The sequence below is a fragment of the Fictibacillus sp. UD genome, from assembly GCF_043558025.1.
In the GTDB taxonomy this organism is placed as follows: Bacteria; Bacillota; Bacilli; order Bacillales; family Fictibacillaceae; genus Fictibacillus.
Window position 1 is genome coordinate 1 of the sequence record NZ_JARUHH010000015.1, and the last position, 15,623, is coordinate 15,623.

Here is a 15,623-nt window from a genome sequence, read left to right on the forward strand (position 1 = left end):
TTTTTTTCATTGACTGAAGTGCTTTTTGTAAGAGGCGCGTAACAGATCCTTTCCGTCTATGCTCTGGCCATGTAGCTACTCCTGCTATTCCTCCCATAGGAAAACGTTTGTTATCAATACTGATCTCTAAAGAAAGTATATGAAGTTTAGAGATTAAATCATCCTTTTCGAATTCTCCCCAAATCTCATGCTTCTTCATCATTTCATAACGTTTCGGCAGATCTTCCTCTTTCACTACGTATTGAAACGCATATTGTGAAAGCTGCAGTGATTTTTCGTATTCCATTTCTGACAGTCTTCTTATCTCCATTACAAACGACCTCCCTTTTCAACTTCATTCTACAAGTTTGGAATGTTAATTGAAAAGTGATTTACTAATTTTCTGATAATGGGTATTTTTAAAAATGATAATATAGTCATATAAAGTGAAAAATATTGGATATTTATAAAAACTATCGAAATTATATTCATTTGCAGTTATAATTATTAACTGTTGTGCATAACCACAACTTTGAAGTGAGGATTAGAATGAGAATTCATAAATATATCAGTTTAACGGGTTATTGTTCGAGAAGAGAGACGAAACGGCTTCTTGAGGGTGGCCGGATTACAATAAATGGCGAGACTGCTAATAAGGATACGTTTGTAGATGAAGGGGATATCGTTCTAATTGATGGACAGCGTATTCCTAACAAGTCTTCAACTACTTATCTGGCTTTTAACAAACCAGTTGGAATCACGAGTACATCTAATCCCGAGATTGAAGGAAACATTCTGGAACTAGTAGATCTGCCAGAGCGTGTTTTTGCTGTCGGGCGCTTAGATAAAGCTTCACAAGGATTAATTCTTCTAACGAATGACGGTGAACTTGCAAACCGGATTTCTCAAGCTGATTTTGGCCATGAAAAAGAATATGAAGTTACAGTGGATCAGCCTGTAACAGACTTGTTTCTTCAAAAAATGGCTCAAGGGGTTTCGATATTAAACACGGTAACAAAACCAGCAAAAACAGAGTTTGTCAGTAAGTATGTTTTCAGAATTACGCTCACCCAAGGGTTAAACCGGCAAATCCGACGAATGTGCAAAACTTTAGGGTATGAAGTACAGAAATTAGAGCGTATACGCATTATGAATATACATCTTCATGCATTAGAGATCGGGAAGTGGCGGTACTTAAGGGATGAAGAGCTCAGTGAACTAAAGAAGGGTTTAGAACTTCTATAAAAAAGGAAAGAAACACTAGGTTTTTATAAAAAACTAGCATTTCTTACAATATTGCGAAAATTGTAGAAAAGCCATATACTTGGTAATGAAAAGTATATGAAAGCGCTTTACATTACAGAAAGAGAGGCATACATCATGGGATTACCGAAGCAAAATGTTGACAACCAGATGAGACAAAAAAGTCTTACTAAATTTTTAATTCCATCATTAATTGGTATTTTCTTATTTATGATTCCCATCTCATATAATGGAGAAATAACGATTCCTGTAGCCATTTTAGCAGGGATTCTGCAAGACTTAATCGGGGATTATATTCCTCAAATTATGACAGCGATCATTGCAATTACGGTTATTGGATCGTTGGGAACCTATTTTTTCAAGCCTAAAGCCATTGTTAACCAGCCGTTTTTGAACACGCTGTTCAACGTTAATATCGCATGGCAATTGATTCGTTTACTTGGACTCATTTTTGCAGTGATGACTTTGTTTAAACTAGGACCTGAAGCCGTATGGTCTGAGAATACAGGACAGCTTCTGCTTTACGATCTAATTCCAGTATTGTTCTCCGTGTTCTTGTTTGCAGGTTTGTTTTTACCTTTATTGTTCAACTTCGGATTATTAGAGTTTTGTGGAGCGTTGCTCGTTAAAATCATGCGTCCAGTGTTCAAACTGCCAGGACGTTCATCGATTGACTGTCTAGCTTCTTGGCTAGGTGATGGGACGATTGGGGTTCTTTTAACGAACAAGCAGTATGAAGAAGGGTATTATACGAAACGTGAGGCGGCTGTAATCGGTACAACTTTCTCTGTTGTATCTATAACTTTCGCAATTGTAGTACTTGCTCAAGTAGATTTGGCCCACATGATTGTTCCTTATTATTTAACGGTTGTTTTGGCAGGGCTAGTATGTGCGATTATTATCCCGCGCATTCCGCCGTTATCCAGAAAGCCGGATACGTATTATGAAGGTGCAAAAGAAAACGTAGCGGATGAAGTAATTCCTCAAGGAGAAACACCTTTCAGCTTCGGGCTTAAAAAAGCGGTTGACCGCGCTGATCAAAACAAAAAACCAGGACTTTTAGTTAAAGAGGGTATTCAAAACGTACTTGATATGTGGATGGGTGTTGTGCCGATCGTTATGGCGATTGGAACATCTGCATTGATGGTCGCAGAGTTCACACCTTTCTTCACGTACCTTGGTGCACCGTTCGTACCGATTCTAGAGCTGCTGCAAGTTCCATTTGCATCAGATGCAGCAGAGACGATCGTTATCGGGTTTGCAGACATGTTCCTGCCATCCATTATCGGAGCGGGCATTGAAAGTGAACTGACGCGATTTGTAATAGCAGCGATGTCTGTTATTCAATTAATCTATATGTCTGAAGTTGGCGGACTGCTTTTAGCATCAAAAGTGCCGGTTAACTTTAAAGATCTAGTTATTATCTTTTTCCTGCGTACCTTTATTTCACTCCCAATTGTTGTGGGAATGGCGCATCTAATGTTTTAACAAAGAAAGCTGTTCAGAGGGTTTATTACCCTTCTGAACAGCTTTTTTATTTCATGGCATAAATTGTTTGTAAATTGTAAGGGGTCTGTCCCCGGGACAGACCCCTTACAATTATTTATAACAGCTCTTTTATGTGTTTTTCAATCGTTTCTGGTTTGTCTGTAGGCGCAAAACGTTTAACGACTTTTCCGTCACGGTCGACCAAGAACTTTGTGAAGTTCCACTTAATCGCCTTAGATCCTAAGATTCCTGGTGCCTCAGCAGCCAAGTATTTAAAAAGTGGATGTGCATCATCTCCGTTAACGTTCACTTTTGCAAACAACGGAAAGTTAACGCCGTAATTCAACTCGCAAAACTCCATGATCTCGTCACTCGTGCCAGGCTCTTGTGCACCGAATTGGTTACATGGAAAACCGAGCACTGTTACTCCTTGTTCTTTATGGCTTTCATAGAGTGATTGAAGCCCTTGATATTGAGGTGTAAACCCGCATTTGCTTGCTGTGTTTACAATCAAGAGCACGTCTCCTTTGTAAGAGTCCAGACTCGTTTTTTCACCTTTAATGGTTTCAACTGGAAAATCATAAACTGACATATTCTCAAGCTCCTCTATTAGCATTTTTTATTAGTTTAACGGTAAATGAAACGGCTTTCACTGAAAATGCTCGCAGTAGTAAAATAAGGAGGAAGGCATAAGGGGGACGAATAAAATGGACGCAGTGTTTCATGTGGAACATCAAGTTTTTAACTACCGTGTGGCAGCCGTGATGATTGAAGATGGACGTATTTTACTACATAGGGCCAAACAAGAAACAAATTGGTCTTTGCCTGGGGGAAGGGTAAAACTTGGTGAAGATGCTAAGGCGAGTTTGCAGCGTGAAATGAAGGAAGAATTAGATTTACAGGTAACGGTTGATCGCTTTTTATGGACGGTTGAGAACTTTTTTACCTATGCGGCGAAAGAAATTCATGAGGTTGGCTTATACTTTAGACTAACAGCAGAAAACCCATTGCCGTTTCATAAGGGTGAAGAATTTACGGTTTTAGAAGCTGAAAGGCTAGTCTTCAAATGGGTTCCCCTACAAGATTTGAACCAGTATGTGCTGTACCCTGAAGTGGTGAAGAACAAGCTGATATCTGGTTCCTTCGAGCCGGATTATTTTCTGGTAAACAGCGACTTGCAAAATGTATAAGAAAGAGGATTATCATGCATCCAACTATAAAAAAATTAAATGTTAAAACGTTAGATCGTCCTGTATTGATTATCAATCACCCTTCTGAATATAGTGAAGTGGTGAATTCGTTAGCAGCAGAAGTTCATCAAGAACCAAAAGAAGAATTTTATCCATTTGTTCAGGTATTCGGTACAACAAATGAGCAGCTGCAAAAAGATGCGAAATTGGGATCAGAGAAGGTAGAGAACGATGGTCTTCTTTGGCTATGCTACCCAAAAAAGAGTTCAAAAACGTATAAGGGATCTGATTGCTCGCGGGAATCGGTCGCTGCGCTATTATCAGACGAAGGATTTGAACCGGTTAGGCAGATAGCTATCGATGAAGACTGGTCTGCGTTAAGATTCAGAAAGCCAGAACACATCAAGTCGATGACTCGTAAAAGTGCAGTAACTAAAGAAGGACAAAAAAGAATAAAGAATTAGAAAGTGGAAGGCTCAAGAGGTTAAAAATCTTGGTGTCTTCCACTTTTTTTGAAAAAGTTATAGAGACGAAACTTGTTTGTATATGTGGGATGTGCATTACAAGAAAGATGTCTACTTCAAGAGAACACATTAAATAATTCCAAGGTAATTCATTTTAATTCCGCGGTAATGCGTAATATATCCGCTTATAAGGTCCATAATTCCGTGTATAAATTTATTTATCCGATTTTCGACTAACTCAAAAGAAGTGTCCACCCCATTTGTACAAAATGGGGTTGTTTGTAATTGTGTGGGGTCAGACCCCAAGGCTGACGCCGCACTACGCCTCAAGGCTTATTACAAAATACAGCCTCGGCCAGTTTTGAGAAAATGCGCAGGAAGGTAAGCTAAAGATACGAAAGGAGGAAGCCAATATGAAAAAATTAGGCTTACTTGTAGTTGGAGGTATTGCTGCGATCGTGCTGATCGCTAACCTAGGTCCGATGGTCGGTCTTGCGATTGGTCTTGCCGTCATGTATTACGCATTTAAGAAAGCGACGGCTGCAGAAACAGGAGGAAAGAAGTTCTGGTGGGGCGCCCTATCGGTGGCAGGTCTTTGTGTATCCGTAGCAAACCTGCCGGCTATCTTAGGAGCAGTTGCAATCTATGTACTGTACATCGTGTATAAGAAGTGGAATCAATCAGCGATAGTGGAAGACAACGTTGATAACGATCCGTTCACTAACTTTGAAAGAGAATGGGCAAAACTTAAAAACAACTAAAAAAATGATAAACACATTAAAGGAGCGAATTACTATGAATTTATTTGAACGCATTAAAAACTCGATCTCAGCGGATGTTCATGAACTTTTAGATCAAAAAGAAGAAAAGAACCCTCTTTCTCTTCTGAATCAATATTTACGACAATGTGAATTAGAAGTGAATAAGGCAAGAAAGCTAGTTGAGCGCCAGCAGCTTTTAAGAGACCAATTTGCTCGAGAAACAGAAGAAGCAGAGTCAAAAGCAGCTAAACGTGCACATCAAGCTGATCTGGCACAGCAAGCAAATGAATCAGAGTTGTATCAGTTCGCGATCCAAGAAAAAGAGCAGCATGAAACACGAGCTGATAAGCTAAAGGAATCCACACAGCAGGCAGAAAAAGACCTGTCAGAGTTAGAACAAAAGTATGAGCTCATGAAACATAAGCTGAAAGATATGCAGATCAAGCGTATGGAACTGATGGGACGTGAAAATGTAGCACGTGCGCACCAGAAGATGGACCGCGTTATCGACCCATCAAGCTCAATGAAAAAATCAACGTTCCGCTTTGATGAGCTTGAAAACTATATGGATCGTCTTGAACAAAAAGTAAACGCAGATTATCATGCGAGTTCGATGGAAGCGAAGCTCGCTAAATTAGAAAAAGAATGGAAAAAAGAAGACTCACATACTACCGTTTAATTCAGTATGTGATACGATAAAAAAAGACAACAGGCGCAAAGTGCTGCGCCTTTTATGTCGTTTATGACAGAAAGTGAGTGAGTGCAGATGCTGAACATGAAAAAAAGTGATTTGATCAGTTGGGGGCTATTAATCGCCTGTGTATTCGTGCTGTTAGAAGCCACTCTGAACGGCGAGGGGATCTTGTTCTCTCTTTTACTGGGTGCTGCACTCATGTTTTTTGGACGTAAACGATTACCGAGACGTTCGGGTAAGATCATGTTCTGGGTCGGTGTATTTATTACGGTCATGAACATTTTAAGCATGTACACATTTAAGCTTTTGTTAGTCGCTATCGTTATTTATGTGATCTATGAATTTTATCAAACCAAACAAAATCCGGTTGTGATCATGCCGCACGTTGAAGAACAACATGCTTCCTCACCGCATGAAGATATATACAGAAAAGAGCCGCTTTTAAAAAATATCATTATTGGCACTCAACAAACCCCAGATCATGTGTATGAATGGAGTGACATCAACATTCAATGCGGACCTGGAGACTCTATTATCGATTTGAGTCAGACGATTCTCCCTAAAGGGGAAGCGGTTATTATGATACGCGGCTTTATCGGTAATATCACGATACAGATTCCTTACGAGGTGGAAACGGCAGTCAGTCATTCTGTGTTTGTAGGGAATACAAGCATCTTTGATCAGCCAGAGCCTAAAATGTTTAACCAGACGCTATTTTTTAGAACAAAAGGTTACGGTGAAGCTGAGAAAAAAGTGAAGATCGTGACAAGTTTAATCGCTGGAAGTTTGGAGGTGAAGCGGGTATGAGTACCGTTTTGCGCCACATGTTTTCCGGTATTGCGTCAGCTTTTTCCGTATCCATCGTCTTGGGGGCAATCGTATATTCTTTATTTCCGATCGATGACTGGAACTTTTTATTAGAGAAGCGGTTACTTGATATTCCAATGGCATTCGTACTGCCTTTTCTTGTGTTTATCATGGGAGCTTTCTTTGGTTTGAATTCTGGCATTACGTCTCGTAAACAGCTTAATCTCATCAATCGTACGCTAGCTTCGATTGAGGATGGCAGACAAGTAAACATGAAAGAAGTTTCTAGTCTTGAGTTAAGGGCCATCACAAAACGAATGGAAGGCATTCAGAAGCAGTTAGGCGAGAAGATTCGCCAGTCACAAAAAATGGCGACTGAGAAAGCCGTCGATCAAGAAAAGCGAATTCAAGAAATTATTTCCCAAGAAAGAAATCGCTTAGCGAGAGAGCTTCATGATTCTGTTTCTCAGCAGCTGTTTGCAGCAAGTATGATCATGTCTGCTGTCAACGAAACGCGGTCAGAAGAAGACACACGTGAATCGAAGCAGCTAAGACTTGTCGAAGAAACGATCCACCAAACACAGCTTGAGATGAGGGCACTTCTCTTGCATCTTCGTCCAGCAGCATTAAATGGCAAGTCGCTGCAAAAAGGGATGGAAGAACTTTTACAAGAGCTGCTGCAAAAAGTACCGATCGAGCTGAAGTGGAAAATTGAAACGATCCCTCTTGATAAAGGGGTAGAGGATCATCTGTTTCGTATTTTACAAGAATCGGTGTCTAATATATTGCGGCATGCACAGGCAAACAAAGCTCAAATTCTGCTTGTTCAGCGTGACGATCTTATTATCCTTCGTATTGAGGATGATGGAGTCGGCTTTAAGATGGATCAGGAAAAAACAGGTTCATACGGACTTCAGAATATGCATGAACGTGCGGCTGAAATCGGCGGTACGCTTAAGATTGTGAGTCTGCCAGGTGAAGGAACACGACTTGAAGTAAAAGTTCCAATTTTATCAGCGGGAGAGGAAAAAGTATGATTAAAGTGTTATTAGTGGATGATCACGAGATGGTGCGAATCGGCGTTTCTGCTTATCTTTCTGCGCAGGCTGATATTGAAGTAACAGCAGAAGCGGAAAACGGAAGAGTAGCTGTAGAGAAGGCATTGGCACTCAAACCGGACATTATCTTGATGGACCTTGTGATGGACGAGATGGACGGTATTGAAGCGACACGCGAAATAACAAACGCTTGGCCGGAAGCGAAAATCATCGTCGTTACAAGCTTTCTTGATGATGAAAAAGTGTATCCTGCATTAGAGGCAGGAGCTTCCAGCTATATGTTAAAAACATCAAAAGCGAGCGATATTGCACAAGCCGTTCGCGATACATTCCACGGAAAGTCCGTTCTTGAACCCGAAGTAACGGGGAAGATGATGAGCAAAATGAGACAAAAGCAAACGCGCGAGCCACATGAAGAGCTGACTGCGCGCGAGATGGAAATCTTATTGCTGATGACAAAAGGAAAGACAAACCAAGAAATCGCGGATGAGCTGTTTATCGCTTTAAAAACAGTGAAAGTACACGTGAGCAATATCTTGAGCAAACTGGATGTGCAAGATCGAACACAGGCTGTTATTTATGCCTTTAACCATTCGTTGGTTTAGTCATTGTTGTTCTGATATCCGCTCCAGGCTGCTAGCTTTCCGCGGGGCGTGCGGTGAGCTTGTTGTCAGTCCTTCTTTATTCAGCTTTTACAGAGATATGCTGAAACGTTTTAAAGTCGAAAAGCCCTAAATCTGTCAGCTTAATCTCTGGAATAACAGGCAGGGTTAAGAAAGATAGCGTTAAGAACGGATCAAAGTCACCGGTAAAACCGATCTCTTTTAGCTTAGCTTTTAAGTAGATAATCTCCTCATTTACTTTTTTAAAAGGTTGATCTGACATTAATCCTGAGATTGGCAGAGGAACAGTTGCAAGAACTTTTCCATCTTTAACGATTACATAGCCACCCTGCATCTTTTGGATGGTATCGATAGCCAAAAGCATATCTTCATCATTCGTGCCTGCAACGACAAGGTTATGAGAATCATGAGCTACAGTCGACGCGATCGCACCGTTTTTAATTAAAAGTCCCTTAACAACGCCAAGACCGATGTTTCCAGTTTGTTTATGTCGTTCGATAACAGCCATTTTTAATAAATCATCAGGAATTGAAGGTGTAAAAACGCGGTTTTCTGCTTTTACGCGCAACACCTTCTTTTTTGTTACAAGCTGGTTCGGAATGACCTCAATGACGTGAATGGAATCTCCGTCACTAATGGGGATAGTGAGCTTTTCAGATCTTATCTCCGGAAGATTCACCGATTGCATTAAAGGAGCTGGAGGTTTTTCTGTGTTAACCTCTTCACCTGTAAACGCACCGTCCTTAGCAACTGATTTTCCTCCAACAAACACTTCAGAAATAGATACCGCTTCTAACTCATCCAGCAAAATAAAATCTGCTATGCATCCTGGCGAAATGGCGCCTTTTTCATCCAGACCGTAACATTCAGCTGCATTTAGAGTGGCTAGTTGAATGGCTTGAAAAGGGGAGAGTCCTTCTTTAATCGCAAGCCTTACGTTATGATCAACACTTCCTTCATCAACGAGGTCATCGAGGTGCTTATCGTCGGTACAAAATAAAAAGCGACGTGCATTGTTAGGCGTTACAGCTTTAATAAGGGCTTTTAGATTCTTTGCAACAGATCCTTCCCGAATTAAAACGTACATGCCCCGGCGAATCCGATCCAGTGCTTCCTCAGCTGTGGTACATTCATGATCTGTCGTAATCAGGGATGAGCGATACACATTGATTCCGTTCGCGTCGAGACCAGCAGCATGCCCGTCGATTCTGCCTTTGTTGTTCGCGGCTGAAACAATTTTACTGAGCATGTCTTTATCTCCTTTAAAAACAGCAGGAAAGTCCATCACTTCCGCAAGCCCAAGTACACGAGGGTGTTTATAGAACGGTTCAAGATCTGCCGCTTTTAAAGTGGCTCCTGCATTTTCAAAAGGCGTTGCTGGAACAGAGGACGGCAGCATCACACGAACGTCCAGTGGAAGTCCTTCCGATTGATCCAGCATGAAGGAGATGCCTGTAGCTCCCGATACGTTGCCGATCTCGTGCGGGTCTGTGATGACGGTTGTGACCCCATGAGCGAGCAGAACTTTGCTGAACTCAGCAGGTGTCACCATAGAGGACTCGATATGCACATGGCCGTCTATGAACGCAGGAGACACATATTTACCGGCGGCATCGACCGTCTCATGTCCTTCGTACTCACCAATGCCTGCAATATAGCCATCCACAATCGCAATGTCAGCTTCTAAAATTTCAAGGTTAAACACATCAATAATTTTTCCATTCTTAACAACGACATCTGCAGGGATTCTTTTTGTACTGACATCAATTCGTTTCTTTAATTGATCTTGGTTCATCAGCTGATCTCCTTTAGAGAAAAATCTACCACCTAGTATACGAACAACTTTAATATCTTATTTCATATGAATAAAAAGAAAAACGGTCCCAAGCGGGAGACCGTTTTGTGTCGTTAATTCAGAATGTCGATTACTCGGCCAACTTGACCATCTTCTAAGCGCACCTTAATACCATGTGGATGGGTAGGTGAGTTCGTTAAAATATCTTTTACGATACCTTTTGTTTTCTTGCCAGAACGCTGATCAGCTTTTAAGATCACGTTCACAGGGAGGCCAGGGGTGATGTTGGAACGCTTGCGATGCATTAAACGCCTGTTCTCCGTGCTTGATTGTTCGCCTTTTTTGTCTGCTGATTTTTAAGCTGGTTTGCTACTTTTACAGGGCCTTTGCTGAATTTACCGCCTGATTGCTGTGCTTTCTTTTCAGCTAAGCGCTGTTTAGCGATCTCTTGAAAGCTTAATTTCTTTTTCTCCTCAGCCATCTTTATCACCTCTATTTATTTTTGCTTTTTGAATCCTGCTTCTTTTAAATAGCCTTCTGCTTCTGCATACGTTTCGAATGCTGCTTCTAGTGCATCATCTTCATCAAAAATGAACCACATGCCGTCTTCACCTACAAGACGAATTTTTTCGTGACCGTAGCTGTACCACTGTTCTTCTTTACGCTCGTCTTCGTCTGAACGATCTTTCTTAGGCTGCTGCCAGCCGTGTTTTTTAGAAAGGAACTCCATCGATTCTTGAATAAGAGCAATCAATTCGTCTGCTTCATAGTCCCGAATATTAACATAGCCTTTATCGTTTTTTACGCTTTGCGGCAGGTGTCCGCCATAGACGAAGCCGTTTCCGTTCGGGTGAAGGTGATACACGACAATTTTCTTGTCTTGTACACTTTCTTCAAAGTGGAAGTTCAAGCGGCCTAAGGAAACCTCATGCATGTCGAGCTCCGGGAAATTTTCTTGAATTAAAGCAATTTTATCTTCAAATGAAAGCATATTTTATACTCTCCGTTTCTTTTATTGTGATTGGTTGATTATATCACATTGGACGAAGAAAACGAAAATGCTTCGAAGGGAAAAGATGGGGATGTAGCTAGTTTTAGAGGGATTTTGAAAGTGGTTGATCTCCGTTTCAGGTGCTTCGCTTTCCGCGGGGCAGGCGGTGAGCCCCTTGCCGCTTTGCGCCGTTAAGGGTCTCACCTGACCGCTTGTCCCGCAGGAGTCTCGCACCTTACACTACAATCAACTTGGCAATGGAGCAAAAATCATGACATGAGAATCATTCTTTAAGAATACAGAATGAATACCTTTCACGTTCGCGCAGTTGGAGAAAGATTACGCGCGTTCGAATCTGTTTTACGCGCAGGATTACTGGGATTGCGCGCGGGCTGACTTCCTTTGCGCGCAGGTTCACCCTAGTTACTCGCAGTCACTGCTTGTACTACCCCCGCGCGTTCAATTACATGTATTAAAACATCGTTAAAATAGCGAAAAGCTGGCACTTTAGGTCAGTTTAAGACCTTTTGTGCCAGCTTCTTTTTAACTATAGTGCGGATGCTTCTTTTTTTATCGACTTTTCTAGTTCAAACCAGTAGTCAGCGAGAGTTTCCATCCCTTTGTCGAAATTTTCGAGGTGGAAATGTTCGTTCGGCGCGTGGAAGTTTTCTGTTGAAAGACCGAAGCCCATCAAGACAACAGGAATCTTTAGCATTTGATCGAACGTTGCGACAATTGGAATGGATCCGCCGCCTCGGGTGAACGCTGTTGGCACGCCGTAAACTTTTTCATAGGAACGTGCAGCTGCTTGAATAGCAGGGTGATCAAACGGTGTGACATAAGGTGCTCCTTTATCAAAAAGAGTGACCTTCACATCGATGCCTGCAGGCTTGTGCTTTTCAATATGTGCCTTTACTTTTTCGATGATTTCATCTGGCTCCTGATTTGGTACCAGTCGGCAGCTGATCTTCGCATGAGCTTTTGCAGGGATAACGGTCTTGATGCCTTCACCTTGGAAGCCGCCCCATACACCGTTTAATTCTAGCGTTGGACGAGCCCATGTGCGTTCGATGTGAGAATAGCCTTCTTCACCAGTAAGCTCTGTTACACCAAGCTGTTGCTTTAGTGCGTCTTCAGTTAGCGGCAGGGCACGGAACGCTGCTCTTTCTTCTTCCGTTAATTCTTGTACATTATCATAAAAGCCATCTACTAAAATACGGCCGTTCTCATCACGGAACGATTGAAGAAGCTCTGTGATGGCATGCAGCGGGTTTTGTACCGCTCCACCATATAGACCAGAATGAAGGTCACTGTTTGGTCCGGTTACATCCACCTGCATCGCACACATGCCGCGCAGTCCATAGCAGATCGCCGGTTTTCCGCGGTCCAGCATGCCTGTATCCGAAATTACGATTACGTCGGCTGCAAGCAAGTCTTTGTTTTCTTCAATGAACTTTGGAAGGCTTGGACTACCGATTTCTTCTTCTCCTTCAATACAGAATTTGAAATTGAGAGGAAGCGTTCCTTCAGATTCTAGAATCGCTTGTAAAACTTTTACGTGCATGAATGTTTGGCCTTTATCATCGGATGCGCCGCGAGCGTATAATTTGTTATCACGAATAGTAGCTTCGTACGGCGGGGATTCCCAAAGCTCAACAGGGTCAACTGGCTGAACGTCATAGTGACCATAAATAAGAACTGTCGGCTTGCCTTCAGCTTTTAACCAGTCGCCATAAACAACCGGATGTCCATCTGTTTCATAGATTTCCACGTTGTCCATGCCGGCTTTTTTAAGGTTATCTGCAATCCATTCAGCACCTTTTCGTACGTCTTCCTTGTGTTCAGGCAGTGCGCTGACACTTGGGACTGCAAGCCAGTCGGTTAACTCTTTTAAATGTGTGTCGCGATTTTCTTTTAAATAATTCACAATTTTGTCTGTCATCTAAAAATCCTCCTTATGTACGCTATGCTCTACTTCCTAGTTTAATGGAGTTCAGCTCGGAAATGAAATAATCTTTATCTTCTTTTTTCGTGATGAGTTGAGCTGCTTCCAATGCGAGCGAGTAGTACTCCTCCATCTTGTTTTCATCGCCTTTTACTAGATACCCGCGAGCAACAGCTTCATAGGCGAATGCTAAATCAAAATCTCCTATATGGTTTTCTTGGCAAAGAGTCAGAGATTGATTTCCGTGAAGAAGTGCAGAATCGCTCATCTTTAAAAGTGAATATACTCTTGAGATCTGCCACTCTCCGCGAGCGAAGTTTAGAGGTTCACCAGCTATACCCCAATGGAAACGGGAAGCATGCGCGGTGTGAATCATTTCCAGGTCTTCTTCATGTGTGCGCTCTTTCTTTTCCATGAAGTCCCACGTTTTGTTGAAATTTTCGACTGCCTGTTTTCTGTGCCATTCTGTCAATGTAAACTTGTCCATCCATTTCACACACCTTATGTATTTGTGGTTTACTAAAGGTAAAGCTATCGGTATGAGTATTCTGTATGAATGACCGTTTCCCTTTATAAAAGATAGAAAGAAGTGCATATAGTATGGAGAAGAAAATAGGTTTTATCGGCTTTGGTAAGATGGCGCAGGCTATGGCAGGAGGTATGATCAATTCAGGTTTGATCAGCCCAGATCAGATCATAGCGAGCATGCGAACGGAGAAAACACGCCTGTATGTAGAGAAACAATATGGTATTCACACATTCTCTTCAAATAGTGACGTTGCAAAAGCGGCTGACGTGCTGTTTCTTGCGGTTGCTCCTTATAAGTATTTTGAAGTGATAGAAGAAGTAAAAGACGCTGTAAAGCAGGATGTTGTTATCATTACAATTGCAGCAGGCATTACAACGAAAGACGTTGAACAAGCTTTTGGGAAAAAGGTAAAGGTCGTTCGAACGATGCCGAACACACCTTCACTCGTCGGAGTTGGTATGACAGCTGTTTCAGTAAACGATGAAATCACAGATCACGAGTTGGAAATCGTGGAAGAGCTGTTAAGCAGTTTTGGAAAAGTGGAGATCATCATGGAGTCTCAGATGGATGCGATTCCTGCGATCAGCGGCTCATCACCTGCTTATGTGTACATGCTGATTGAAGCGATGGCAGATGGTGGGGTCGTACAAGGTTTGTCACGCGATCAATCATACCGTTTTGCCGCACAAGCTGTTTTAGGAGCAGCGCAAATGGTGCTTGAAACAGGAAAACATCCAGGTGAGTTAAAAGATCAAGTAACGTCTCCTGGAGGAGCAACGATTGCAGCCGTCGCAACGCTCGAGCAAGAACGCTTTCGTGGTGCAGTGTTAGCGGCGATGGAAAGCTGCACAGAAAAAGTAAAGAAATTGGGGAAAAAGTAGATGGGCTTTAAGGAATTAGGTATTCATGATGAATTTATAGATATTTTGCTTCAAAACGGAATCGGTGAACCTACTCCTATTCAAAAGGAAACGATTCCTGTCATCTTAGAAGGTAAAGATGTTGTGGGACAAGCTCAAACCGGTACGGGAAAGACACTTGCTTTCGTGCTTCCTCTTCTGCAAAAAGTTGATGCTGAACGTGATGCGGTACAAGGATTAATCGTCGCACCGACGCGTGAACTTGCCATTCAGATCACAGCTGAAGTACGTAAACTTACAGAAGCTCTCGGTGAGATTAATGTGCTCGCTGTTTACGGTGGGCAGGACGTAATCGCACAAATGCACAAGCTAGAGAGCAAGGTTCATGTTGTTGTAGCAACACCTGGAAGACTGCTCGATCACATTCGCCGCGAAACGATTGACTTATCTCATGTTTCAACGTTCGTTTTAGATGAAGCGGATCAGATGCTGCATATCGGATTTTTAGATGATATTGAAGACATCATGGACGAGGTGCCGAAGAATCAACAAACGCTGCTTTTTTCAGCGACGATGCCAGATGAAGTGAAGAAGCTGGCTGAAACGTATACAAACGATCCTCAAGATATTCACGTGAAAACGAAACAGATCACACTAAAAGAAATCCGCCAGCGTATTGTGGAAACAACGGACCGCGGGAAGCAGAATGATCTCGTTCAAACAATCCGCTTGCTGCGGCCTTATTTAGCTATCATTTTCTGCCGGACGAAAAGAAGAGCCAGCAAGTTAAATGAGGCGCTGCAAACGATGGGGTACAATTCCGATGAACTTCACGGCGATCTTTCGCAAGCGAAAAGGGAAGATGTGATGAGGCGTTTTCGTGAAGGAGAGATTCAGTTTCTTGTGGCGACAGACGTGGCAGCCCGCGGACTTGATGTAGAAGGTGTTACGCATGTCTTTAACTATGATATCGCCCTTGATACGGAGAGCTACATTCATAGAATCGGCAGAACAGGGCGTGCGGGTGGAAAAGGATTAGCTGTAACGTTTGTGGCACAAAAGGATCGCAGACTGCTTCAGTTGATAGAACGAGAGACAAACCAGAGTTTGAAGGCTCTGAAACTCGAATATTTGTAGATCATAAAAAGAATACAAACCCATATTATGGAATAGGTG

20 protein-coding genes are annotated in these 15,623 nt (G+C 42.2%); 11 read left to right on the forward strand and 9 right to left on the reverse strand.

Annotated features, from left to right (window positions below):
* The coding region (locus P8610_RS16820) for a GNAT family N-acetyltransferase (RefSeq protein WP_394605399.1) at nt 1-310 on the reverse strand (310 nt) is incomplete at its 3' end.
* 218 nt (nt 311-528) lie between these two features.
* Between P8610_RS16820 and P8610_RS16825 the strand changes: the two genes are divergently transcribed.
* Together P8610_RS16825 and P8610_RS16830 are read left to right on the forward strand one after the other, a co-directional pair.
* On the forward strand, nt 529-1,224 hold the full coding sequence (locus tag P8610_RS16825) for a pseudouridine synthase (protein ID WP_394605401.1): 696 nt from the start codon (nt 529-531) through the stop codon (nt 1,222-1,224).
* Nucleotides 1,225-1,359: 135 nt separating this feature from the next.
* A complete protein-coding gene (locus P8610_RS16830; protein WP_289493902.1) occupies nt 1,360-2,730 on the forward strand; it encodes a YjiH family protein in 1,371 nt (456 codons plus the stop codon).
* 115 nt (nt 2,731-2,845) lie between these two features.
* Here the strand turns inward: P8610_RS16830 and P8610_RS16835 are convergent, their stop codons facing one another.
* Nucleotides 2,846-3,322, reverse strand: coding sequence for a glutathione peroxidase (locus tag P8610_RS16835; protein ID WP_394605405.1), 477 nt, complete (start codon nt 3,320-3,322; stop codon nt 2,846-2,848).
* 115 nt (nt 3,323-3,437) lie between these two features.
* On the opposite strand from P8610_RS16835, the gene P8610_RS16840 reads away from it, so the two are divergent.
* The 7 genes from P8610_RS16840 (at nt 3,438) to P8610_RS16870 (ending at nt 8,309) form a co-directional block, all read left to right on the forward strand.
* Nucleotides 3,438-3,920: an NUDIX hydrolase gene (locus P8610_RS16840; protein ID WP_394605406.1), complete on the forward strand. Its 483-nt coding sequence runs from the start codon at nt 3,438-3,440 to the stop codon at nt 3,918-3,920.
* Nucleotides 3,921-3,934: 14 nt separating this feature from the next.
* Nucleotides 3,935-4,384, forward strand: coding sequence for a DUF3052 domain-containing protein (locus P8610_RS16845; protein ID WP_394605407.1), 450 nt, complete (start codon nt 3,935-3,937; stop codon nt 4,382-4,384).
* Nucleotides 4,385-4,797: 413 nt separating this feature from the next.
* The gene (locus tag P8610_RS16850) at nt 4,798-5,145 is read left to right on the forward strand and encodes a flagellar basal body rod protein (protein ID WP_394605409.1); all 348 of its coding nucleotides are present in this window, start codon (nt 4,798-4,800) and stop codon (nt 5,143-5,145) included.
* Nucleotides 5,146-5,179: 34 nt separating this feature from the next.
* Complete coding sequence (locus P8610_RS16855; protein ID WP_394605410.1) at nt 5,180-5,824, forward strand: PspA/IM30 family protein; 645 nt, start codon at nt 5,180-5,182, stop codon at nt 5,822-5,824.
* Between the two features lie 96 nt (nt 5,825-5,920).
* Entirely contained in the window at nt 5,921-6,646 is a 726-nt protein-coding gene (gene liaF / locus P8610_RS16860; RefSeq protein WP_394605411.1) for a cell wall-active antibiotics response protein LiaF, read from the forward strand.
* Nucleotides 6,643-7,683: a sensor histidine kinase gene (locus P8610_RS16865; protein WP_394605413.1), complete on the forward strand. Its 1,041-nt coding sequence runs from the start codon at nt 6,643-6,645 to the stop codon at nt 7,681-7,683. Before liaF ends, P8610_RS16865 begins: the two co-directional genes overlap by 4 nt.
* Nucleotides 7,680-8,309, forward strand: a complete 630-nt coding sequence (locus P8610_RS16870; protein WP_394605415.1) for a response regulator — start codon at nt 7,680-7,682, stop codon at nt 8,307-8,309. Before P8610_RS16865 ends, P8610_RS16870 begins: the two co-directional genes overlap by 4 nt.
* A 76-nt stretch (nt 8,310-8,385) precedes the next feature.
* On the opposite strand, the gene ade is transcribed toward P8610_RS16870, so the two are convergent.
* From ade to P8610_RS16905, 7 genes are all read right to left on the reverse strand, one after another.
* On the reverse strand, nt 8,386-10,122 hold the full coding sequence (gene ade / locus P8610_RS16875; RefSeq protein ID WP_394605417.1) for an adenine deaminase: 1,737 nt from the start codon (nt 10,120-10,122) through the stop codon (nt 8,386-8,388).
* 113 nt (nt 10,123-10,235) lie between these two features.
* Entirely contained in the window at nt 10,236-10,427 is a 192-nt protein-coding gene (locus tag P8610_RS16880; RefSeq protein WP_066244407.1) for a YwbE family protein, read from the reverse strand.
* Nucleotides 10,427-10,603 carry a hypothetical protein gene (locus P8610_RS16885; RefSeq protein ID WP_197468195.1) on the reverse strand — a complete coding sequence of 59 codons (177 nt, stop codon included), beginning with the start codon at nt 10,601-10,603 and terminating at the stop codon, nt 10,427-10,429. Before P8610_RS16885 ends, P8610_RS16880 begins: the two co-directional genes overlap by 1 nt.
* A gap of 15 nt (nt 10,604-10,618) precedes the next feature.
* Nucleotides 10,619-11,113 carry a hypothetical protein gene (locus P8610_RS16890; protein WP_394605419.1) on the reverse strand — a complete coding sequence of 165 codons (495 nt, stop codon included), beginning with the start codon at nt 11,111-11,113 and terminating at the stop codon, nt 10,619-10,621.
* Nucleotides 11,114-11,134: 21 nt separating this feature from the next.
* The gene (locus P8610_RS16895; RefSeq protein ID WP_394605421.1) at nt 11,135-11,347 is read right to left on the reverse strand and encodes a hypothetical protein; all 213 of its coding nucleotides are present in this window, start codon (nt 11,345-11,347) and stop codon (nt 11,135-11,137) included.
* Nucleotides 11,348-11,660: 313 nt separating this feature from the next.
* Nucleotides 11,661-13,055: a dipeptidase gene (locus P8610_RS16900; RefSeq protein WP_394605424.1), complete on the reverse strand. Its 1,395-nt coding sequence runs from the start codon at nt 13,053-13,055 to the stop codon at nt 11,661-11,663.
* A gap of 22 nt (nt 13,056-13,077) precedes the next feature.
* Nucleotides 13,078-13,545, reverse strand: a complete 468-nt coding sequence (locus P8610_RS16905) for a hypothetical protein (protein WP_394605426.1) — start codon at nt 13,543-13,545, stop codon at nt 13,078-13,080.
* A gap of 113 nt (nt 13,546-13,658) precedes the next feature.
* On the opposite strand from P8610_RS16905, the gene proC reads away from it, so the two are divergent.
* Together proC and P8610_RS16915 are read left to right on the forward strand one after the other, a co-directional pair.
* Nucleotides 13,659-14,468: a pyrroline-5-carboxylate reductase gene (gene proC, locus P8610_RS16910; RefSeq protein ID WP_394605427.1), complete on the forward strand. Its 810-nt coding sequence runs from the start codon at nt 13,659-13,661 to the stop codon at nt 14,466-14,468.
* Nucleotides 14,469-15,584: a DEAD/DEAH box helicase gene (locus P8610_RS16915; protein WP_394605428.1), complete on the forward strand. Its 1,116-nt coding sequence runs from the start codon at nt 14,469-14,471 to the stop codon at nt 15,582-15,584.
* The last annotated feature ends 39 nt before the right edge of the window (nt 15,585-15,623 follow it).